This is a genomic window from Stappia sp. ES.058 (genome assembly GCF_900105595.1).
Classification (GTDB): Bacteria; Pseudomonadota; Alphaproteobacteria; order Rhizobiales; family Stappiaceae; genus Stappia.
The window spans coordinates 131,641-152,600 of sequence record NZ_LT629784.1; the positions used below are offsets into that span (position 1 = coordinate 131,641).

Below are 20,960 nucleotides of genomic sequence, written 5' to 3' on the forward strand. Positions count from 1 at the left end.
CCGGGCGGCGTCGAACAGTCGGAGAGTTTCGGATGCGCTGACGTCAGACGCCGACCCCGAAGAGGCGTGCGAAGGCTTCGCCGATCACCATGCTGAGCGCGAACTCCAGGGCAACGAGGCTCACGGCAAGGCCGAAGGAGCACTCAAGCGCTGCCCGCGTGACGATGTAGCGATAGTGCAGGAAGACGAACATGATCGTGAGAAGCCCGAGGAGATGGAGTTTCGATCCGATCAGGTCGAAGTAGAACGCGGCGAAGAGCGGTGTCGCGATCAGCGCCATCAGGAACTGTGACCAGTTGCGCAGAATGACGAAGGCCACGTAGTTGTCTGCGATGCCGAGCACCCGGGCAAAGGGCATCAGCGCCAGGGGGAAGAAAAACCAGTCGATGACGAGCGAGACGTAACCGGCGATCGTGAAATCGGAAAAGTCCGGCAGCCCCTGGTGCGGCAGTTCGATCCTGGTGAGTTCATAGTCTGCAAACGTGACGAGCACATACATGAGCATGATCGGCACGATCAGCTGGAAGGACCGCCAGAAGCCGGAGATCGAAAAATCATAAAGGCTGAGATCCAGCGGACGGTTGAGAAACAGATCCCAGGCGCCTTTCGTAGAAAGGCGGATTTCGACAAGGCGTAGCATGATGTCGTCCTGAAGGTGGCCTTGAGGAAAATCTCAGGCGACAGAAAAATAGCTGTCCAGAAACCGGCGGTAGATCGCCGCGAGACGGTCGAGGTCGGCGGTGGCGACGCGTTCGTCGATCTTGTGCATGGTCTGGCCGACGAGACCGAATTCCACGACCGGGCAATAATTCTTGATGAAACGCGCATCCGAGGTGCCGCCGCCGGTCGAGAGCTCCGGCCGGCGTCCGGTTTCCGCTTCCACCGCTTCGCTCAGCGCAACGATCAGCGCCGCGTCATGGGTCAGGAAGCTGTCGCTGGAATCGGGCGAGAAGGCGAGGCTCCAGTCGCAGGTCAGACCTGACATCTGCGAGAGCGTTTCCCGCAGCTTTGCGGTGAGACTTTCCACCGACCATGTGTCGTTGAAACGCACATTGAAGCGCGCTTGCGCCTGACCCGGGATGACGTTGGTCGCCGTGTTGCCGATGTCGATGGTGGTGATTTCCAGGTTCGACGGCTGGAACCGTTCGTTGCCGGCGTCGAGGGTCAGGCTCTGAAGCGCATTCAGCAGCGAAAGCAGGTCCGGCACGGGGTTTTTCGCCAGATGCGGATAGGCGACATGGCCCTGCACGCCGGTCACGGTCACCGTGCCCGTCAGCGACCCGCGGCGGCCGACCTTGATCGCATCGCCGAGCGCATCCGGATTGGTCGGTTCGCCGACGATGCAGGCATCGAAGACATGGCCTTGCGCCTTCGCCCAGTCGAGCAGCTTGACCGTGCCGTTGACCGCCGGGCCTTCCTCGTCGCCCGTGATCAGGAAGGAGAGCGTGCCGGGGATCTTGCCGCCGTGCGCCTCGACAAAGGCGAGTGCCGCTGCCGCGAAGGCCGCGATCCCGCCCTTCATGTCGACCGCGCCGCGCCCGTAAAGCACGCCGTCGACGATTTCGCCGGAAAACGGCGGATGCTGCCAGGCATCCGCATCGCCGGCGGGCACCACGTCTGTGTGGCCGGCAAAGACGAAATGCGGCGTGCCCGAGCCGATGGTCGCGAAGAGGTTTTCCACGTCCGGCGTGTTTTCGTCGCGAAACACCATGCGGCTGACGGTGAAGCCGGCCGCCTCCAGCCGCGCCTCGAGAAGCGCGAGCGCACCGCCTTCGGCCGGCGTAACGGAGGGACAGCGCAGCAGGTCGCGGGCAAGGCCGACGGCGGGAGAAGGCGGCTGGGTCATGGGCGGTCGGTCCGGATGCGGGGCGCGAGGGACGGGGTCAGGTCGGGCGTTTCCAGCGGCTGTTCGGTCCCGGTCCGTAGGCATTGGGACCATCCTGGCCCGGGATCAGGCCTAGCCCGACGATGAAAGCGAGGTTGACCATCGGCAGGAAGACGAGGATGGCGAGAAAGCCCGTCAGGCTGCGGTCCTGCAGTCGCTTGATGACCAGTGCCAGCTCCACCCACTGAAAGGCGATCAGCATGATCGGCATCAGGGGGTTCGACTGAATGAAGGCCGACATCGCGTCCTGCAGCGGTGTTTCCGGCGTGATCTGCGCGTCACGCAGCCAGACGGTGATCGCGATGGCGAAAAACGTCCAGATCAGCACGAAGGAGAGCCAGTAGGGCTCGCGCGAGATGCGACCGATGGGATTGAAGAACAGCCAGACCAGGCTGAGAGGTCCGGGGTGGGGAACGGGTGCGGACATTGGGTCCCTTGCGCAAGCGGGCGTGTGCCGGGGCGGGCGGCGGCCTTCCGGTCACTCCATCAGTTAGGCTGTCCGCCGACGGCAATCAACCCGTTGGCGGTTGCAACGTTGTGCGGTTCAGGTCTTTAGGGTCAGGACCTGTTGCTATGACTGCGATGGTCGGAGCGGATTTGTGCGGATACGAGGAGCAAGCCCGCAGGAAGGCTGGAGCCTTTCAAGGGATTGCGACATGGTATCCCGTGCGGATCCGCCCGATCCGAAGGACGCTCGAGCTGACGTCGACCTGCGGCGTCAAAGCCCTCGACCGGGGGGACGGTCCCGCCCTTCGGGCTTTTCCTTGCATCTCTCGTCATCTCGAACGCCATTTCAGTCATGGCAACAGGTCCTGACCCTAAGCCGTCCGTAGTGGATGACCTCGTCGGTTGAGCGATCCGCGGGGGTTTTGAGTGACCGATGAAAACGCCCATGCCTTGCACGCAGCCCTGGCGCGCAGACCGACTGGCGACGACAATCGGCCACCGGCGTGTCGCCTGACATGGCAAGTGCTTTATCGCGTGTTAAGGCGTGATTAGCGGAACGGTGGTAATCCCTTTAGTGGGAGGAATACGGTGTGCCAATAAGGTGCCCCCAAGCGCTCGAATCCGCCCGCCGGACCGACAAACGAACAGGAATCAGGCACCGTGCTGAGTTTTTCGCCCGTATCGCCCGATAACATGTACCGCAAGAAGCGGGTCGAACGGTTTCGTGCGATGATCGAGGACTATGTCGACCGTCGTGGGCATTGCCGAATCATCGACCTTGGCGGCACGCATGGCTTCTGGGAAGTCTGGCGCGACCTGATCGATTACGACAACGTGTCGATCACCTGCGTCAACATTGACGTTTCGTCGCAGACGCCTGTCGATTTCGATCTGCCGATCGAACTGGTCGAGGGAAGCGCCTGCGATCTGCCGCAATATGCGGACAACGCCTTTGACCTCGTCTTTTCCAATTCGGTGATCGAGCATGTCGGGCTGTGGTCGAACAAGGTCGCATTCGCACATGAGGCCCGCCGGCTGGCGCCGAGTTACTTCATACAAACGCCGAATTACGGCTTTCCGATCGAGCCGCACGCGCGCTTTCCGATGCTGCACTGGCTGCCGCGGCCGATCGCCTACCGTATCCACATGCGCATGCACACCGGCTTTTATCCGAAGGCTGCGACCCTCGACGACGCGATGTTCTCCGCCGAGGACGCGATCATGCTCGACCGCAAGCAGATGCGCCATCTCTTCCCGGACGCGAATGTGGAGCTGGAGCGCTTCTTCGGTCTGGCGAAGTCGTTGCTGGCGATCCGTCACATGACTGCCGACCCGCAGGGGGCTGCCGAGGCGGCATGACCCTTGCGCAACCGCGCGGGCCAGCGATCCGTGCCGCTGCGCCCGCCCCGCGGTCCCTCAGGCCCGCAGCAACTCGTTGATCGAGGTCTTGGAGCGTGTCTTCTCGTCGACGCGCTTGACGATGACCGCGCAATAAAGGTTCGGCCCCGGCTCGCCGTTCGGCATCGGCTTGCCCGGCATGGTGCCGGCGACGACGACCGAATAGGGCGGCACTTCCCCATAGGAAACTTCGCCGGTGGCGCGGTCGACGATCTTGGTCGACTGGCCGATGAAGACACCCATGCCGAGGACAGAGCCCTCGCGCACGATGCAGCCTTCCACCACCTCCGAGCGCGCGCCGATGAAGCAATTGTCCTCGATGATCACCGGCCCGGCCTGAAGCGGCTCCAGAACACCGCCGATGCCGACGCCGCCCGACAGATGCACGCCCTTGCCGATCTGCGCGCAGGAGCCGACGGTGGCCCAGGTGTCGACCATCGTGCCCTCGTCGACGAAGGCGCCGAGGTTGACGAAGGAGGGCATCAGCACGACGTCGCGACCGATATGGGCGGAGCGGCGCACGATGCAGCCGGGAACCGCGCGAAAGCCGGCGGTCTCGAAGTCGACGCCACGCCAGCCGTCGAACTTCGACGGGACCTTGTCCCACCAGGTCGCATCGCCCGGTCCGCCCTTGATCACTTCCATCGGATTGAGCCGGAAGGAGAGCAGCACCGCTTTTTTCAGCCACTGGTTCACGACCCAGTCGCCATCATGCTTTTCGGCGACGCGCGCATGGCCGCGGTCGAGCAGGTCCAGCGCCGTCGCGACCGCATCGCGGATCTCGCCGGTCGTATGCGCGTCGATTGTGGCGCGGTCCTCGAAGGCGGCATCGATGATGGCGGCCAGTTTCGACTGGTCGGTGTGGGCTGTGTTCATGCGCGCGAAACTCCGGGCTGAATTCGTGGGATGAATGCTGGATTTGAGCCAAATTCTGTCGGCGCGACCTAAGCCTTGCCGACCCGCGAAGTCAAGGCCGGCGCCGCTGGCGGGCCGCGGAGGCGTGCCGGCCGCATTTCCGGCTGGACAGCCGGTATCCGGCTGCCTAAGCGATGCGCATGGAACTCTGGATCCCGATCACGATTTTTGCGGCGTTTTGTCAAAATGCCCGCTCAGCTCTGCAAAAACACCTGAAAGGCCGGCTCGGCACCACGGGCGCGACCTTCGTGCGCTTCGGCTACGGCTTTCCCTTCGCGCTTGCCTATCTGGCGCTGCTGCACCTCGGCCTCGGGCATTCCCTGCCTTTGCCGGGCGCGGAGTTTTGGGTCATCGGGGCAGCGGGCGGGCTGGCGCAGATCGCGGCGACCTTCCTTCTGGTGCATCTCTTCAGCTACCGCAACTTCGTGGTCGGCACGGCCTATTCCAAGACAGAGCCGGTCCAGGCGGCGGTCTTCGGCCTCGTCTTCCTGGGCGAGACGGTGACCGCGATGGCCGCCTTCGCCATCGCCATTGGCGTTGCGGGCGTTGTGATCATCTCGCTCGCGGGCCAGCGCGTCGGGGTGAAGAGTGTCGTTGCCGCCCTTACCGGCCGTCCCGCGCTGATCGGACTGGCGTCCGCCGCGCTCTTCGGCGTCTCGGCGGTCTGTGTGCGCGGCGCGTCGCTGTCGCTTGGCGGGCCGGATTTCCTGATGCAGGCCGGCTTCACGCTTGCCTATGTGACCGTCTTCCAGACGCTGGCGATGGGCGTGTGGATGATCTGGCGCGAGCCGGATCAACTGGCCGCGAGCCTTGCGAGTTGGCGGACCGCGGTCTGGGTCGGCCTGTCGGGAGTGGCAGGTTCCGCCGGCTGGTTCACGGCGATGACGCTGCAGCAGGTCGCCTATGTGCGCGCGCTCGCCCAGATCGAGCTGGTTTTCACCTTCCTCGTTTCCTGGATCGTCTTCCGCGAACTGGTTCGCCCGGCCGAGGCCGGGGGCGCGCTGTTGATCGTCGCCGGCATCGTCATCCTGCTTCTGGGCGTGTGAGGCGGATCAGGCCTTTTTCACATATTGCGTGAGGATCACGATCCGCTGGCCCTCGACGCGGCCCTCGATATGGGCGGCGTTGTCGGGCACGAGCGAGATCTTGCGCACGGCCGTGCCGCGCTTGGCGGTGAAGCCGGCCCCCTTCACGGCAAGATCCTTGATCAGGGTGACGGTGTCGCCGGAGGCAAGCACCGCGCCGTTGCTGTCGACATGAACGAGCGCGTCGGTATCGGAGTCAGCACCGCCCGTGCCCTCCTCGGCCCAGGCTTGGACCTCCGGTTCCAGATAGGCGATCTCCAGAACCTCGCGCGCCCAGGGCGCTTCCGGCAGCGCCTTCAGGAGCCGCCAGGCGACGACCTGGGTTGCCGGATCCGGGCTCCAGATCGCCTCGTTGAGGCATTGCCAGTGCGGACCGTCGACGGGACCGTTCTCGACCCCGTCCCGGCAGGTGTCGCAAAGCGGTAGGCTTTCGTCTCGCGGCGCGATTGCGACGTCGGTGGTGGTGTCGGCAGAGCAAAGGGCGCAGGTCGCCATGGGAATTCCAATCGGTTGAACGCGCGCCTGCGGCTGGCCGCTCGACGCGCAAGAAAGGCAAGGCCCGTGGCATAGGCCGCCACGCCGCGTCTGTCCATGTCGGGGCAACCCCGGATGAGAAAGCCTGGTGTCGGGTGCCTGGTGTCGCTCACTCTTTCCGGGGTCTGTTGACCAGTGTCACCAGCACGAAGGAGATGATCATCAACAGCACCCACGCGTTGAGTTTCGCGATCGATACCAGCCGCCAGCCGTCGGCCTGATCGGGATAGCGCCAGGCCTGCGCGAATGTGCCGATGTTTTCCGCCAGCCAGATAAACACCGCAACCAGGAAAAACCCGAGCACCAGCGGCATGCGGTGCCGGTAGCGGTAGACGGAATAATGCACGAAGGTGCGCCCGTAGAGCACGAACAGCAGGGCGAACAGGCCGAGCCTGATGTCGATCGTGTAGTGGTGGGTGAAGAAATTCGCGTAGATCGCGAGGGCGAAAGCCCATGTCGTCCAAAGCGGTGGATAATGGCTGTAGCGGAAATCGAAGATTCGCGAGATCCGGGCCAGGTAGCTGCCGACGGCAGCATACATGAAGCCGGAGAACAGCGGCACGCCGCCGATTCGGAAAAGGCTCTCTTCCGGATAAATCCAGGATCCGGCGGCGGTCTTGAACACTTCCATCGCGGTGCCCACCACATGGAAGATCAGGATCACCTTGGCTTCGTCCAGCGTTTCCAGCCGTGCGGCGAGGAGCCACAGCTGAATGGCCAGTGCGGCGAGGAACAGAAAGTCGTAGCGGGCAAGCCCGGCATCCGCGGGGTAGAAGAAGCGTGTGCCCAGGATCAGCGCCAGAAGCAGCGCGCCGTAGAGGCAGGCGTAGGCCTGCTTGATGCCGAAGGCGAGGAACTCGGTCGCCGCGCGCGCGGCAACGCCCTTGCCGAGACGCCGGTAGACATGCGGCAGGAGGATGTGCAGCCACCGTTCCGTGTGCGAGGCGGCGGTGGCCGGCCGGCCCAGTCGCTGCACCAGATTGAACCGCATGTGTCTGATCTCTCCGGTGTCCGAACGGCGTTGGTGCTACGCCGCGCCCTGCGTCAGCGCGCCGTTCACCGCCTTGAGGAAACCGGCGAGATTGTCGGTGACGAAGTCGACATGCGGCGCGTTGGCGCCTTCCAGTTCCCATTCCTCGCGAAACACGGCCCGCGTGCCATCCGGCACCAGAAGGACGGAGCGCATTCCAAGCTTGTGCGGCACCTCAAGATTGCGGGCGAGATCCTCAAACATTGCAGCGCGCGCAGGCGCCACGCCGGTTTGTTTCATGAACAGGTTGTAGGCCTCGAGGTTCGGCTTGGGCAGGAGTCCGGCGGCGACGATGTCGAAGATGTCGTCGAACTGATCGGAGATGCCGAGGCGTTCGGCGGTGCGCTCGGCATGCGGCTTGTCGCCATTGGTGAAGATGAACTTCTTGCCCGGCAGGTTCGCGATCATCCGGCCGAGTTCCGGATTGGGGTCGATCGGCGAATAGTCGATGTCGTGGACATATTCCAGGAAGGCGTCCGGCTCGATGTCGTATTCGAGCATCAGCCCGCGCAGCGTCGTGCCGTAGTCGCGGTAAAACGCCTTCTGCTTGGTGCGCGCCTCGTCGTGCGGCATGTCGAGCGTACGCGCGATATAGTCGGAAATCCGGGCGTCGATCTGCGAGAAAAGATCGCTCGATGCCGGATAGAGCGTGTTGTCGAGATCGAACACCCACGCTTCCACGCCCTTGAAGGCGCGCAGGTCGTGCTGGTGCGCATGCCGGCCTTCGCCGTTGAGAGTGGGGGTATCGTTCACGGGCGCAGCAGGGTCCCGGCGCCCTGGTCGGTGAACAGTTCCAGCAACACGGCGTGCGGCACCTTTCCGTTGAGAATGACGACGCCCTCGACGCCGCGTTCGATCGCCTCGATGCAGGTCTCGACCTTGGGGATCATGCCGCCGGAAATCGTGCCGTCGTCGATCAGGGCGCGCGCCTGGGCGACCGACAGCTCCTTGATCAGCTTGCCGTCGGCGTCGAGCACGCCCGGCACGTCGGTGAGAAACAGGAGCCGCTTGGCATCGAGCGAACCGGCGATTGCGCCGGCGAAAGTGTCGGCGTTGATGTTGTATGTCTCGCCATCGCGGCCGGGCGCCACCGGTGCCACGACCGGGATCAGTTCCTCCTTCATGACGAGCTTCAAGACGGTCGGATTGACCTCCGTCGGCTCGCCGACGAAGCCGAGATCGATGACTTCTTCGATTGCGGAGTTGGGGTCGCGCACCCGGCGCTGCAGCTTCTGCGCGGTCACCAGGTTGCCGTCCTTGCCGCACAGCCCGATGGCCTTGCCGCCCTCCGAATTTATCAGGTGGACGACTTCCTTGTTGATCGCGCCGGCGAGCACCATTTCCACCACCTCGACGGTGGCCTTGTCGGTGACGCGCAGGCCGTTTCTGAACTCGCTCTTGATGCCGAGCCGTTCCAGCATGGAACCGATCTGCGGTCCGCCGCCATGCACCACAACGGGCAGAACCCCGGCAAGGCGAAGCAGGGTGATGTCGCGGGCAAAGGCATGGCCAAGCTCCGGGTCCCCCATCGCATGGCCGCCGTATTTCACCACGACGACCTGATCATCGTAGCGCAGCATGTAGGGCAGGGCCTTGGAAATGACTTGCGCGGGATTGATCGGTGCGGGGTCTGGCATGGTCGGGTCGGACTTTCGCGAAGGGGAGCAGGAAATGGAAGCTGACGAAACACGCAGCGTTGCACCGCTCTATACCGTCTTTCGGCGAGGGGCTCAATTGCGGGCGCAGGCGCGGCTGGCGGGCGGAACGTCTTGTGGAAGGGGATGTTGCCCGCGACCGGGCGCACCGCAGGTTCGGCAACGGTGATCGTGCCTGTCAGGCGACCCCTTTGCGCAGGCTGGAGGCGGATTGTCCGCTCTCCGACTGGCGCAGGGCCTCCTCGATCAGTGCCGGGATCTGGGCGCCGCCAACCGGACGCGAAAAATGGAAGCCCTGAACGTCGGTGCAGCCGATCAGCGACAGGAAGTGTTTCTGCTCTTCCGTTTCGATGCCTTCCGCGGTGACCTTGAGACCGAGATCGACGGCCAGTTTCACCACGGCATGGGTCACGGTGTTGTAATCGATGTCGATGTTGAGACCGTTGACAAAATGGCGGTCGACCTTGATACGGTCGATGGAAAACTGCAGCAGGTGATTGAGCGATCCGAAGCCGGTGCCGAAATCGTCGAGCACGATTTGGGCCCCCATCTGCTTCAGGGCCCGCAGCGTGTCGGCCAGGTCGGTATTCGGGGTGATCAGGATGTTTTCCGTGATCTCGAGATCGAGGTTGCGTCCGTCGAACCCCGTGCGCTCCAGGATCGCACGTACCCGATTGACCAGGCGCGGATCGCGCAATTGCCCGGCGAACAGGTTGACCGACAGCCGGAACCCGTATGGGGCTTCGCGGACCCATGGGAGCGCCGCCCGGCAGGCATCCTCCAGAACCTTGTATCCGACATCGGCGGCATAGCGGCTGGAATCGAGCGCCGAGATGAAAGCGCCGGGCGACAGCCGGCCGCGTTCCGGGTGATCCCAGCGCAGAAGCGCCTCCGCCCCGACGATGCATTCATCCTCCATGCGCACGATCGGCTGGAAGACGAGATCGAACTGGTCGTTGTCGAAGGCGTCGCACAGCTCGCGCGCCAGCGTGTTGCGGCAGTCCGCGTCGCGGCGCATGACGGTATCGAACAGGATGAAGCGCCCGCGCCCGACCGCCTTGGCTTCATAAAGTGCGAGATCCGCATTCCCCATCAACTGGCTGAAGCTGCCGCCGTGTTCGGGCAACGCCGCCACGCCGATGCTGCTGCCGCATTCGATGGTGAAATTCCCGATATCGGTCGGTGCGGCAATGGCATTGGCAAGGGCAGCGGCATATTCGGTCACCGCGCCGTCCCGGTTCAGACTTGGTTCGAGAATGGCGAATTCGTCGCCGCCGAGACGCGCGACGGTCGCCTCCACGCCGACGCAGGCCTTGAGCCGGTTTGCCACCGCGATCAGCAGCGTGTCGCCGGCGGAATGCCCGTATGTGTCGTTGACCTGCTTGAAATGATCGATGTCGAGCAGAAAAACGGTAGCGGCGCTGCCGCTTTCTTCCCAGCGCTTGAAGGCCTCGCCGACGCGGTGTTCGAAAGCCGCGCGATTGGCCAGACCGGTCAGTGAATCATGGTGCGCCATGTATTCGACTTCGCGCCGGGCCGCTTCTTCTTCGGAGATGTCGCGGGCCGATCCGCGATAGCCCAGGAAGGTGCCGTCCTGCGAATTGACCGGACGGCCGCTGATGGAAATGATCCGCTCCCGGTCTCCGTCGAACCAGCGGAAGCGCAGGTCGCGGAAGGACTCATGCGCTTCCAGCGCGCGCCGGTGATCAGCCCAAAACTGTTGGTTCTCGCCATTTCCGCAGGCGGCCTCCCAACGCGGCTTGCCCAGAAAGGCCTCGATGTGGATGCCGTTTTCCGCCGCGCCACGCGACAGATAGGTGAAGCAGAACTGGTCATCCTGCTCCCAGATCCAGTCGGAGGCGATCCCGACGTAGTCGTTCAGCCGGGCATCGCGCTGGCGCCCTTCCATGATGCGTACCGCAAGCGCCGTCAGAGACTGCATCGTGGCCAACTGTGTGTCGTTCAGCGTTTCCTCGCGCGTCTGACGATCGATGACGCACAAGGTGCCGATCGACACACCGCATGCCAGACGCATTGGAAAGCCCGCATAAAAGCGATTCCCGCCGTCCATCGCGACATAGGGGTAATTCTCGAAGCGAGCGTCTTTTGACAGGTCCGGAACGATCAGCGGAGCGTCTTCGCGATAGGTCACGCCGCAAACGGACGCAGCCGCCGGTGTCTGGCTGACGCTGCTGCCAAGAGAGGCGATGACGTGAAGCTGGTCGTTCTGCGCAAAGGTGATGAATGCCTTCTCGCAATTGGTGATTCGCGCCGCGGTGCGCACGATTTCGTCCAGTGCCGGATCGGGCCCGTCCTCGACAAGGCCAAAGCCGGCAAGGTCCGTGCGCGAGATCGCGTCACCATGGTCGTTGCTCGTCAAATGCGCGCGCAACCCGTTGTTCGCGCCGTGGCCCTTGTGCATGCGATTTTCCACCCCTCGATCGCGCAAGAGTCGCACCAGTAAATTTACGCTACGTTAAATCTGTTGAGAGTCGCGGGATCTGTCGATATTGCGACTCGAAAAATTCCCCGTCCAGATCAGGAAATACGACCTGTGCGGCTTGCTTTGACCGGCATGTTACATCAGCGTCAGTTTATGGATCTCCGCGCGCAGTTCCGCAAGTCCCGTGGCGGTATCCGATGATGTTTCGATCACGACGGGATGGGCCGCCGGCCGTTTCACGATGCCTTGCGCGGTTTCCTCTTTCACACGCTTTGCCTGACCGGGCTTGATCTTGTCGATCTTGGTCAGCACGACCTGATAGTTGACCGCGGCCCGGTCGAGCAGGGTCATGACCTCCAGGTCGTTGGCCTTCAGCCCGTGACGGCTGTCGATCAGCACGAACACGCGCCTGAGCCGCGCCCGGCCTTGCAGATAGGTATAGACCAGCTCCGTCCACGCATCGACGAGCGTCTTGGGTGCCTTGGCATAGCCGTAGCCGGGCATGTCGACGAGCGCGACGTCGCTGCTGTCGGCGCCGAAGAAGTTGAGCATCTGCGTGCGGCCGGGTGTGTTGGAGGTTCGCGCCAGTCCGTTGACCCCGGTCAAGGCGTTGATCAGGCTCGACTTTCCGACGTTCGAACGTCCGGCGAAAGCAACCTCGATCATCTCGTCGCCTGGCAATTGGTCGAGACCCGCGACACTGGTGATGAAAGACCAGGGACGGCGAAACAAGAGACGGCCCGCCTCGATCTCGGCATCGCTGTAGCTTGCGGGGTCGTTTGGATCGTGCGGAGCGGAGGTGTCGGTTTCGGTCATCGCGTCTGGGTTCCGGTGTCGCCGCTTGGTGCGGCGTGTGTGGGTCGGCGTGTCGGGGGAGCGGCTCAGCGCGCGGCCTTTAGCCGGTCGAGGTCCGCGCCACGGATGGCATCAAGGGTTCGGGCGATCTTCTCGGGTGTCCAGTGCCACCAGGCGATGTCCAGGAGCGTTTCGATCGTGTCCTCGCAAAACCGGTATCGCACAATGCGCGCGGGGTTTCCAGCAACGACGGCGTAGGGCGGCACGGGCGAGGCGACCACCGCATGTGCGCCGACGATGGCGCCGTCGCCGATCGACACGCCGGGCATCACGGTCGCCTCGCGGCCGATCCAAACGTCATTGCCGACGACCGTGTCGCCGCGCAGGCCGTCGGTCACGCTGGCGAGGTCGAAGCCGTCCTCCCAGCCGCTGCCGAAGATGTTGAACGGATACGTCGAAAACCCGCCCATGGCATGGTTCGCGCCGTTCATGATGAAGCGCACGCCGGTTGCCAGCGCGCAGAACCGTCCGATCGTCAGCCGGTCGCCGATGAAGTCGAAGTGGTAGAGGACGTTGCGGTCCTCGAACGCCTCGGCGTTCTCGGGGTCATGATAATAGGTGAAATCGCCGACCTCGATGGTCGCTCGGGTGATCACGGTCTTGAGAAACACGGTATGCGCCGCGCCGCCCAGCGGATGGCGGGTGCGGGGATCGGGTCCATGCATGGAAGGGTCTCCGGGCGTGTCGTTGATCGCAGATGCGGCCTGCGCTTGCGGCTGTGCGCCAAGTGCGCGGCAGCGTCATGCGCGTCGGGCGCGCGTTGTCAGACGACCTTGAATATCGGCCTTCTCCCCTTCGATCCGCCCGCCTGAATGCCCGTGCTTTCGGTTTCTTGCAAGGCCACAGGTCTGTGCGTTCGAAAAAAAACCCCGGGACGGACCCGGGGTTTGTGATTGTCTCGATTTCGGCGGTCTCAGCTCTCGTCGGGCTTCTTGCGCCGGAACGTCGACTTGATGTTGTCGAAGAGCTCCACCTTCACGCCCTGGCGCCGCATGATCACATACTGCTGCGCGATCGAGAGCGAATTGTTCCAGGCCCAGTAGATCACCAGTCCGGCCGGGAAGGAGGCCAGCATGAAGGTGAAGAGCACCGGCATCCAGGTGAAGATCATCTGCTGTGTCGGGTCGGGCGGCGCCGGGTTCATCTTCATCTGGACGAACATCGTGACACCCATGATCAGCGGCCAGATGCCGAGCATCAGGAGCTGCGGCGGATCCCAGGGGATCAGGCCGAACAGGTTGAACAGCGACGTCGGGTCGGGAGCCGAAAGATCCTGGATCCAGCCGAAGAACGGCGCGTGCCGCATCTCGATGGTGACAAACAGCACCTTGTAGAGCGCGAAGAAGACCGGGATCTGGATCAGCACCGGCAAACAGCCCGCCAGCGGATTGATCTTTTCCTTCTTGTACAGCTCCATCAGCGCCTGTTGCTGTTTCTGCTTGTCGTCCTTGTAGCGGTCGCGGATCTCCGTCATCTGCGGCTGGACGAGCTTCATCTTGCTCATCGAGACGTAGGACTTGTTGGCGAGCGGGAAGAACAGCGCCTTGATGGCGACCGTCACCAGCAGGATCGCGACACCGAAGTTGCCGACCAGGCGGAACAGGTAGTCGATGATGTAAAACAGCGGCTTGGTGAGGAAGTAGAACCAGCCCCAGTCGATCATCAGCTCGAAATTCTTGATGCCGAGGTCGTCCTGGTAACTGTCGATGTTGGCGGTTTCCTTGGCGCCGGCGAACAGGCGGGAGCTTGCCGATTGCGTTGCTCCCGGAGCCACCTGGATCGGGTCGCCCAGGAAATCAGCCTGGAAGTTGTCGGTCTGGGCCGAATAGGAAAACTGCGGCTGGAATGCGCTGCCCGGGGTCGGGACGAGCGCCGCGGCCCAGTACTTGTCTGTAATGCCGAGCCAGCCGTCGTTCACCTTGGCCGGCCGTACGGGGCCGTCCTCCTGCAGCGTGTCGTAATCGACCTCCTGCAGGCCTTCCTCGCCGAACACGCCGATCAGGCCTTCGTGCAGGATGTAGAAGCCGGTCGTGTTGGGCAGGCCGTTGCGTGCGATCAGTCCGTATGGGTAGAGCTGCACCGCCGCGTCGGTCTCGTTGCGCACGCCCTGCTCGACGGTGAACATGTAATTGTCGTCGATGGAGATCGTGCGTTCGAACACCAGGCCCGCGCCATTGTCCCAGGTGAGCGTCACAGGTGTGTCCGGCGTCAGCGTGGCGCCTTGCGGCGCGCTCCATTGCGATGCCTGGTCGGGCAGCGCGATGTCGGCGCCCGGATCTGCCGTCAGGCCGAAGTCGGCGTAATAGGGTTTGGGGCTTCCCTTTGGGGAAAACAGCACGATGGTCGGGCTCGTGGGGTCCACGGTCTCGTGGTAGTCCTTGAGCCTCAGATCGTCGATGCGTCCGCCCGTCAGGTTGATCGAGCCCTCCACGCGATCGGTATCGATCGTCACGCGGGGACTTCCGTCAACAGCGGCTTCGCGGCTGAGGCCCGGCGTGGCGCCTTCGGCCGCCGGGGCGCCGGTGCCTGGGACATTCGCGCCCGGCGCATCGGCCGACCCGGAGACGCCCGGCGTCTGCGGTGCGGGCGTGCCCGACGGGGCCGGCGTTTGGGACTGGGTGTCGGTGGCCTGCTGTTCGGCGAGCTGGCGCTCGCGCTCGATCTTCGGCTGGGCCACGAAATACTGCCAACCCAGCAGGACCACGAGGGACAAGACGATAGCCAGGATCGTATTACGGTTGTCAGCCATAGTCGGCGTTCACCCTTGCTTTTTCGGGACAGGCGTTGATTTGGAGCGGGCACCGCGCTTGCCGTGACGCGATCCGTCGGACGGCGTGGTCGATGCACGCTGCAGACCGGCGTGAATATCGCCGGCGAGAGCCGCAAAATCCTGCGACAAGGCGCCGCGCCGGCCGATCAGCACGTAATTGACGTCTGGGCGTGCCGCTTCGCACGACGCGCGCACGGCGGCGCGCAGGCGACGACGGATGCGGTTGCGTTCGACCGCATTGCCGACCTTCTTGGTCACCGTATAGCCGATTCGCGGCGGGCCAGGACGTTCGGCCGCCTGAAGCACGAAAGCACGCCGAGGCATCCGGCCGCCTTTTGCGACGGCCAGAAACTCGGCGCGTTTCTTGAGGGTCGGCAACGTGGCGGGCGGCGCAGCTTGGATCACAAAGGTCTCCCTCGCCGCGGCCCGGCCAAATCCTGCTTAGGCGCTCAACCGCTTGCGGCCCTTGGCGCGGCGGCGGAGAATGACCTGACGACCGTTCTTGGTGGCCATGCGGCTGCGAAAGCCGTGGCGACGCTTGCGGACGAGACGGCTCGGCTGGAAAGTGCGCTTCATTGTTTCTGCTTCCGCGCGCGAAGGGCGCGCGGCCCTGATTGTCGAATTGTCTGGTGATCCGAACCGCGTTCCCCCTGTCTTGAAGGAGATCACGGCCGTCGTGGGCGCCGCAATAGTCAGCACGACCCGATTGCGCAGGCTTATACGGGTGCAACACGGTGAAGTCAACGACAAGCCGTCGCGCAACGCGGCGTTCCGGCGCAAGACCCGCGCCCGCGGCGCTCCGGATTTCGTTCACGCGCCGGTGACGCCGGGGAGAGGGGGGATCACTTCGAGGTGAGACAGGGGCAAAGCGGGTTTTTCGATCCCAGATTGGAGATAGAACGCAAGGGACGGGCGCGGCAAGCGTTTGCCGGACACGGAGAGGAAAACCATGCTTGCGAAGACCGCGATACACGGCGAATCCACTAGCAAGGCCGCCGGTGCGCCGGCCGTTCTCACCCGCCGGATGCTGATTGCCGGCGCCGGCGCGCTGGCGCTCGCCGGCCCCCGGTTCGCGCAGGCGGCCCCCTCGCATGATGCCTTCACCGAGCTTCTGCAACGCTATGTCGTCGTGTCCGACGGCGGGTTGAACCGGGTTCGTTATGCCGCCTTCAAGTCCGGCGGGCGCGCGGCGCTCGACCGCTATGTGGAAGGCCTCGCCGCCACGCGGGTGTCGGGACTTGGAGCCGACGACGCCTTCGCCTTTTGGGTCAATCTCTACAATGCGGTGACGCTGCAGGTGGTTCTGGAGCACTATCCTGTGGCGTCGATCCGCGACATCGATCTCGGCGGAGGCCTTTTCTCACGCGGCCCCTGGAAGAAGGACCTCGTCACCGTCGAGGGCCGCGCGCTCTCGCTCGACGACATCGAACATGGCATCCTGCGCAAGCGCTATGACGACGCCCGCGTCCATTACGCGGTGAATTGCGCCTCCGTCGGATGTCCGGATCTGGCGCCGCGTGCCTATACCGGCGCGTCGCTCGCGGCGATGCTTGATGAGGGCGCACGCGGCTTCGTCAACACGCCGCGCGGAGTGCGGGTCGAAGCGGGCGGGATCCGCGCCTCGAAGATCTACAGCTGGTTTTCCGAGGATTTCGGTTCGGAGGCGCAGCTGCGCGCCCATTGGCGTCGCTACGCCCGTCCCGGTTTGTCCGCCGCGATCGAGGGCGCGCGCGGGATCGCCGGCTACCGGTATGATTGGAGCCTGAACGATGCAAGTTGACGGGGAGGGTGCATCGATGCCCCTTTCAAGGGGGACGGGGGAACGGGCATGAAATCTGGCGAGACCAAAGCCGGCACACCCGCGCCGGCCGCACCGTACAAGCCGGCATGGCGGCGGTGGGCGCCGCTGATCGCCATCGCCGCGATCACTGCGCTCGGCTATGCCCTTGGCTGGCACGATTACCTCAGCCTGTCGATGCTGATCCGTGAGCGCGGCGCGCTGGCCGGGTTTGTCGATTCGAATATTGGTGTGGCGGCGCTTGCCTTTGTCGGGTTCTATATCGTCGCCGTTGCGCTTTCGTTCCCCGGCGCATCGCTGATCACCATTATCGGCGGGTTCCTGTTCGGCTGGGCGCTTGGCGGCACGCTGACGGCCTTTGGCGCGACCGCCGGCGCCGGGCTGATCTTTCTGGCGGCGCGCACCTCGCTCGGTGTCACCCTCAAGGCGAAAGCCGGCCCGTTCCTCAACCGGCTCGCGGCCGGTTTTCGCGAGGACGCCTTCCACTACCTGCTGTTTCTGCGGCTTGCGCCGGTGTTTCCCTTCTGGCTGGTGAACATCGCGCCGGCGCTCTTCGACATGCGGCTGAGGCCCTATCTGGTCGCCACCTTCTTCGGAATTCTTCCCGGCACCTTTGCCTATGCCTTTATCGGCGCGGGGCTCGACAGCGTGATCGCCGCGCAGGAGGCCGCCGACCCGGGCTGCGCGGCCGCGCGCACCTGCTCCATCGAGCTCTCCGCCCTGATCACGCGCGAGATCGTGCTCGCCTTCGCCGCCCTCGGTCTTGCAGCCCTGATACCGGTCATCGTCAAGAAGTGGCGCAGGCGCAACCTTCCGCCCGCATGACCGCCACGGCGCCGTGAAGGGCGTTCCACCCTTATCCCCTGGAGGTTTCGCCATGACCCGTGTTTTAACCCCCGACATCTGCGTCATCGGCGCCGGCTCCGGCGGGCTGTCGGTCGCCGCCGCCGCAGCCGCCTTCGGCGTCGACGTCGTGCTGATCGAAAAGGCGAAGATGGGCGGCGACTGCCTCAACTACGGTTGCGTTCCCTCCAAGGCGCTGATCGCCTCGGCCAAGGCGGCGCATCATGCCGCCCACGCCACGGCGCTCGGCGTCTCCGTGCCATCGCTCGACGTCGACTTCCAGGCGGTGCACGACCATGTGCACGGCGTGATCGGTGCGATCGCGCCGCATGATTCGGTCGAGCGGTTCGAGGGGCTCGGCGTCGAGGTTGTCCAGGAGACGGCCCGCTTTGTCGATCACCGCACGGTTCGCGCCGGCGACACGGATGTGCGTGCCCGCCGGTTCGTCGTCGCCACCGGGTCCTCACCGGCCGTGCCGCCGATCCCGGGCCTCGACGCCGTTCCCTATCTCACCAACGAGACGATTTTCGATCTTGCGCAGTGCCCGCAACATCTCATTGTTGTCGGCGGCGGCCCCATCGGCCTGGAACTGGCGCAGGCGCATCGCCGGCTCGGCGGCCGCGTCACCGTCGTCGAGGCGCAGCGCGCGCTGGCCAAGGAAAGCCCGGATCTTGCGGCAATCGTTCTGGAGCGATTGCGCGACGAGGGGCTGGAGATCCTGGAAGAGACGAAAGTCGCCGAGGTCTCGGGCACGGCCGGCGACATCAAGGTGAGCGTGGAGGATGAGGACGGGCGTCGCGAGATCGCCGGCACGCATCTGCTGGTCGCCGCCGGGCGCAAACCGAACCTCGACGGCCTGGGACTGGACGAGGCCGGCATCGACCACACCCGCGGCGGGATCACGGTCGGCGCGGACCTGCGCACGTCCAACAAGAAGGTCTATGCCATCGGCGACATCGCCGGCGGTCTTCAGTTCACCCATGTGGCCGGCTATCACGCCGGCATCGTCATCCGTGCGATCCTGTTCCGCCTGCCGGCAAAGGAAAACCGCGCCATCATTCCGTGGGTCACCTTCACCGATCCGCAGATCGGCCACGTCGGCATGACACAAGCGGAGGCGCGCACCGAACACGGCCATCACACCGTGAAGATCCTCGATGCGCCGTTTTCGGCAAACGACCGCGCGCAAGCCGAACGGCGCACGGACGGTCTGGTGCGACTGATGGTTGGAAAGCGCGGCCGGGTGGTCGGGGCCGATGTCGTCGGTCCCGCGGCGGGCGAAATCGTCAACCTGCTGTCACTCGTGGTCTCGAAGGGCCTGACGGTGCGCGATCTCGCCGGTTTCGTGTCTCCCTATCCCACGCTGTCGGAAGCGGTTCGCCGCGCGGCGATTTCCTATTATGCTGACAGCGCGAACAACCCCTGGGTTCGCCGCGTCGTGCGTCTTTTGGCCTCTTTCGGCTGAACCGCAGGGGCGGGCGGACCGGTCGGGCCGCCCGGTATTGACCGGCGTGCGCCCGGCGCTTGAGCGAGAGAGCGAGCGACGCGTGACCCCGCAAGATCCCCCCGCCCGGGACCGGCAGTCCTCCATGAGCGTGCCCGGTCCCGACGACGGGCGCGAGGCCGGAAACCAGACTGTCGCGCTCCCGGACGGGCGCGCGGGTGGCGTTGCGCGCCGGCGCTGGGGCGGATTGTCCGGCAAGCTGCTGCTGCTCACCGTGGTTTTCGTGATGCTGAGCGAAGTGCTGATCTTCGTGCCTTCGGTCGCCAACTTCCGCAACACCTGGCTGATCGACAAGCTGACCATTTCCGGCGTTGCCGCGAGCATTCTGGTGGAAACCGACATGGTGGCCCCGGGCGTGCAGGCGGAACTCCTGCGCACCACCGGCGCGGTGGCGATCGCGCTGGACGACGGCAACCGCCGACGCCTGATCGCCATGTCGGGGCCGCCGGGTCCGATCGGCCGCACGGTGGACATGAGTGAGGCCGACCCGCTGACCTCCATCGTCGGAAGTTTCCAGATTCTGGTCGGTGGCGGCGAAGGCAACCTGCGCGTTGTCGGCCCGTCGCAGATGGGGCTTGGCGGGCGCGTCGACATCGTCATGCCTGAGGCGCTTCTGCGTGATGCGATGCTCGCGTTTTCCGTGCGCATCCTGGCGCTGTCTGCCGTGATCTCGGCGATCACCGCGACGCTCGTCTATCTGTCGTTGCGCTGGCTGTTTGTCAGGCCGATGCAAAAGCTCACCCGCTCGATGGCGCGCTTTCAGGAAAGCCCGGACGACCGCAGTCTGGTGATCGCGCCCTCAAGCCGCAACGACGAGATCGGCGATGCGCAAGTGCGGCTGGCCGACATGCAGACGACGCTGGCTTTGACCCTTCAGCAGCAGCGGCGACTGGCGGATCTCGGCCTGGCGGTCTCCAAGATCAACCACGACCTGCGCAATATCCTGGCCTCCGCGCAGCTTTTCTCCGAGCGGCTGGAGCATGTCGCCGATCCGACCGTGCAGCGGCTGGTGCCCAAGATCATCGCGACCCTCGACCGCGCCGTCAGCTACACGCAGTCGGTTCTTGCCTACGGCAGTGCCCGCGAGGCGCCGCTCAAGCGCCGGCTTGTACGGCTCGACATGATCGTCGCCGATGTCGTCGACGTCTTCGGCCTGTCGGGGCAGGGGGCGGTGGAATTCGAGACGCATGTTCCGCAAGGCGCGGAGATCGATGCCGACCCGGAGCAGCTCTTCCGCGTGTTGATGAACCTGTGTCGCAACGCCGTGCAGGTGCTGGAGGCGAACACCGATGCCGCGCTGGTGCGCCGCGTCACGATAGAAGCCGAATGCGGGAGCGATGGTGCCACGATCCGCGTCAGCGACACCGGGCCGGGGATTCCCCCGGCGGTCCGCGACCGGCTGTTCAAGCCGTTCCAGTCGGTCGCCAAAAGCGGCGGTACGGGGCTGGGACTGGCGATTGCCGCCGAACTGGTGCGCGCCCATGGCGGCAGCATCCGCCTGGTGGAGGCGGAGACGCCCGGTGCGGCGTTCGAAATCCGGCTGCCGGCCGGCGCCGGCGAACGGACGCGGGTGGTCAAGGCGAAGACCGGGGGGGCGTCCAGCGGGCGCACGAATGCGGGATCGCCGACCTGATCAGCCCGTCGCCCGCCTGCTTATCAACAGCTTTCGACGGGTGAATGGAAGAGGGCCAAAAAAGTGCGGGCCCTCGCTTGCAATCGGCGAATGACCAGAGTAGAGGTAGCGCCCTGTTCGGAAGGCGCAGACGCCCGCCGAAACTTTGGTCCCGCGCCCGGGGTT

The 20,960-nt window shown here is 64.6% G+C and carries 20 protein-coding genes; 6 read left to right on the forward strand and 14 right to left on the reverse strand.

The annotated features are described in order from the left end of the window. Positions 1-43 precede the first annotated feature (43 nt). The 3 genes from BLU32_RS00620 to BLU32_RS00630 are packed head-to-tail and all read right to left on the reverse strand — an operon-like array spanning position 44 to position 2,312. Entirely contained in the window at positions 44-640 is a 597-nt protein-coding gene (locus tag BLU32_RS00620; RefSeq protein ID WP_093804525.1) for a hypothetical protein, read from the reverse strand. 33 nt (positions 641-673) lie between these two features. Beyond that, on the reverse strand, positions 674-1,846 hold the full coding sequence (gene dapE, locus BLU32_RS00625; protein WP_093804526.1) for a succinyl-diaminopimelate desuccinylase: 1,173 nt from the start codon (positions 1,844-1,846) through the stop codon (positions 674-676). 37 nt (positions 1,847-1,883) lie between these two features. Continuing rightward, complete coding sequence (locus tag BLU32_RS00630) at positions 1,884-2,312, reverse strand: DUF805 domain-containing protein (protein ID WP_093804527.1); 429 nt, start codon at positions 2,310-2,312, stop codon at positions 1,884-1,886. 680 nt (positions 2,313-2,992) lie between these two features. Here BLU32_RS00630 and BLU32_RS00635 point away from each other — a divergent pair. Then, positions 2,993-3,691 (forward strand): class I SAM-dependent methyltransferase, encoded by a 699-nt coding sequence (locus tag BLU32_RS00635; RefSeq protein ID WP_197673671.1) that lies wholly within the window; start codon positions 2,993-2,995, stop codon positions 3,689-3,691. Positions 3,692-3,748: 57 nt separating this feature from the next. On the opposite strand, the gene dapD is transcribed toward BLU32_RS00635, so the two are convergent. Continuing rightward, positions 3,749-4,606, reverse strand: a complete 858-nt coding sequence (gene dapD / locus BLU32_RS00640) for a 2,3,4,5-tetrahydropyridine-2,6-dicarboxylate N-succinyltransferase (RefSeq protein ID WP_093804528.1) — start codon at positions 4,604-4,606, stop codon at positions 3,749-3,751. Positions 4,607-4,785: 179 nt separating this feature from the next. On the opposite strand from dapD, the gene BLU32_RS00645 reads away from it, so the two are divergent. Further along, positions 4,786-5,691: a DMT family transporter gene (locus tag BLU32_RS00645; protein WP_093810392.1), complete on the forward strand. Its 906-nt coding sequence runs from the start codon at positions 4,786-4,788 to the stop codon at positions 5,689-5,691. Positions 5,692-5,697: 6 nt separating this feature from the next. On the opposite strand, the gene BLU32_RS00650 is transcribed toward BLU32_RS00645, so the two are convergent. The 10 genes from BLU32_RS00650 to rpmH form a co-directional block, all read right to left on the reverse strand. Then, the gene (locus BLU32_RS00650) at positions 5,698-6,225 is read right to left on the reverse strand and encodes an alkylphosphonate utilization protein (RefSeq protein WP_093804529.1); all 528 of its coding nucleotides are present in this window, start codon (positions 6,223-6,225) and stop codon (positions 5,698-5,700) included. Between the two features lie 148 nt (positions 6,226-6,373). Continuing rightward, positions 6,374-7,255, reverse strand: a complete 882-nt coding sequence (locus BLU32_RS00655) for a DUF817 domain-containing protein (protein ID WP_093804530.1) — start codon at positions 7,253-7,255, stop codon at positions 6,374-6,376. Positions 7,256-7,291: 36 nt separating this feature from the next. Beyond that, positions 7,292-8,047: a pyrimidine 5'-nucleotidase gene (locus BLU32_RS00660; RefSeq protein ID WP_093804531.1), complete on the reverse strand. Its 756-nt coding sequence runs from the start codon at positions 8,045-8,047 to the stop codon at positions 7,292-7,294. Then, positions 8,044-8,931, reverse strand: coding sequence for an acetylglutamate kinase (argB, locus tag BLU32_RS00665; RefSeq protein WP_208976953.1), 888 nt, complete (start codon positions 8,929-8,931; stop codon positions 8,044-8,046). Before argB ends, BLU32_RS00660 begins: the two co-directional genes overlap by 4 nt. A 196-nt stretch (positions 8,932-9,127) precedes the next feature. Continuing rightward, positions 9,128-11,371, reverse strand: coding sequence for an EAL domain-containing protein (locus tag BLU32_RS00670; protein WP_093804532.1), 2,244 nt, complete (start codon positions 11,369-11,371; stop codon positions 9,128-9,130). A 156-nt stretch (positions 11,372-11,527) separates the two neighbouring features. After that, a complete protein-coding gene (yihA, locus tag BLU32_RS00675) occupies positions 11,528-12,208 on the reverse strand; it encodes a ribosome biogenesis GTP-binding protein YihA/YsxC (RefSeq protein WP_093804533.1) in 681 nt (226 codons plus the stop codon). 65 nt (positions 12,209-12,273) lie between these two features. Further along, entirely contained in the window at positions 12,274-12,912 is a 639-nt protein-coding gene (locus BLU32_RS00680; protein ID WP_093804534.1) for a CatB-related O-acetyltransferase, read from the reverse strand. 248 nt (positions 12,913-13,160) lie between these two features. Further along, the gene (yidC, locus tag BLU32_RS00685) at positions 13,161-14,996 is read right to left on the reverse strand and encodes a membrane protein insertase YidC (RefSeq protein ID WP_093804535.1); all 1,836 of its coding nucleotides are present in this window, start codon (positions 14,994-14,996) and stop codon (positions 13,161-13,163) included. A gap of 9 nt (positions 14,997-15,005) precedes the next feature. Further along, positions 15,006-15,422 carry a ribonuclease P protein component gene (gene rnpA, locus BLU32_RS00690; RefSeq protein WP_244501766.1) on the reverse strand — a complete coding sequence of 139 codons (417 nt, stop codon included), beginning with the start codon at positions 15,420-15,422 and terminating at the stop codon, positions 15,006-15,008. Positions 15,423-15,458: 36 nt separating this feature from the next. Beyond that, positions 15,459-15,593 carry a 50S ribosomal protein L34 gene (gene rpmH, locus BLU32_RS00695; RefSeq protein WP_029058372.1) on the reverse strand — a complete coding sequence of 45 codons (135 nt, stop codon included), beginning with the start codon at positions 15,591-15,593 and terminating at the stop codon, positions 15,459-15,461. Between the two features lie 373 nt (positions 15,594-15,966). Here rpmH and BLU32_RS00700 point away from each other — a divergent pair, with 373 nt between their 5' ends. From BLU32_RS00700 to BLU32_RS00715, 4 genes are all read left to right on the forward strand, one after another. After that, positions 15,967-16,797 carry a DUF547 domain-containing protein gene (locus tag BLU32_RS00700; RefSeq protein WP_093804536.1) on the forward strand — a complete coding sequence of 277 codons (831 nt, stop codon included), beginning with the start codon at positions 15,967-15,969 and terminating at the stop codon, positions 16,795-16,797. Positions 16,798-16,845: 48 nt separating this feature from the next. Continuing rightward, on the forward strand, positions 16,846-17,640 hold the full coding sequence (locus BLU32_RS00705) for a TVP38/TMEM64 family protein (RefSeq protein ID WP_093804537.1): 795 nt from the start codon (positions 16,846-16,848) through the stop codon (positions 17,638-17,640). A 52-nt stretch (positions 17,641-17,692) separates the two neighbouring features. Continuing rightward, complete coding sequence (locus BLU32_RS00710; RefSeq protein WP_093804538.1) at positions 17,693-19,123, forward strand: NAD(P)/FAD-dependent oxidoreductase; 1,431 nt, start codon at positions 17,693-17,695, stop codon at positions 19,121-19,123. Positions 19,124-19,247: 124 nt separating this feature from the next. Next, entirely contained in the window at positions 19,248-20,795 is a 1,548-nt protein-coding gene (locus BLU32_RS00715) for a HAMP domain-containing sensor histidine kinase (protein ID WP_093804539.1), read from the forward strand. Positions 20,796-20,960 lie beyond the last annotated feature (165 nt).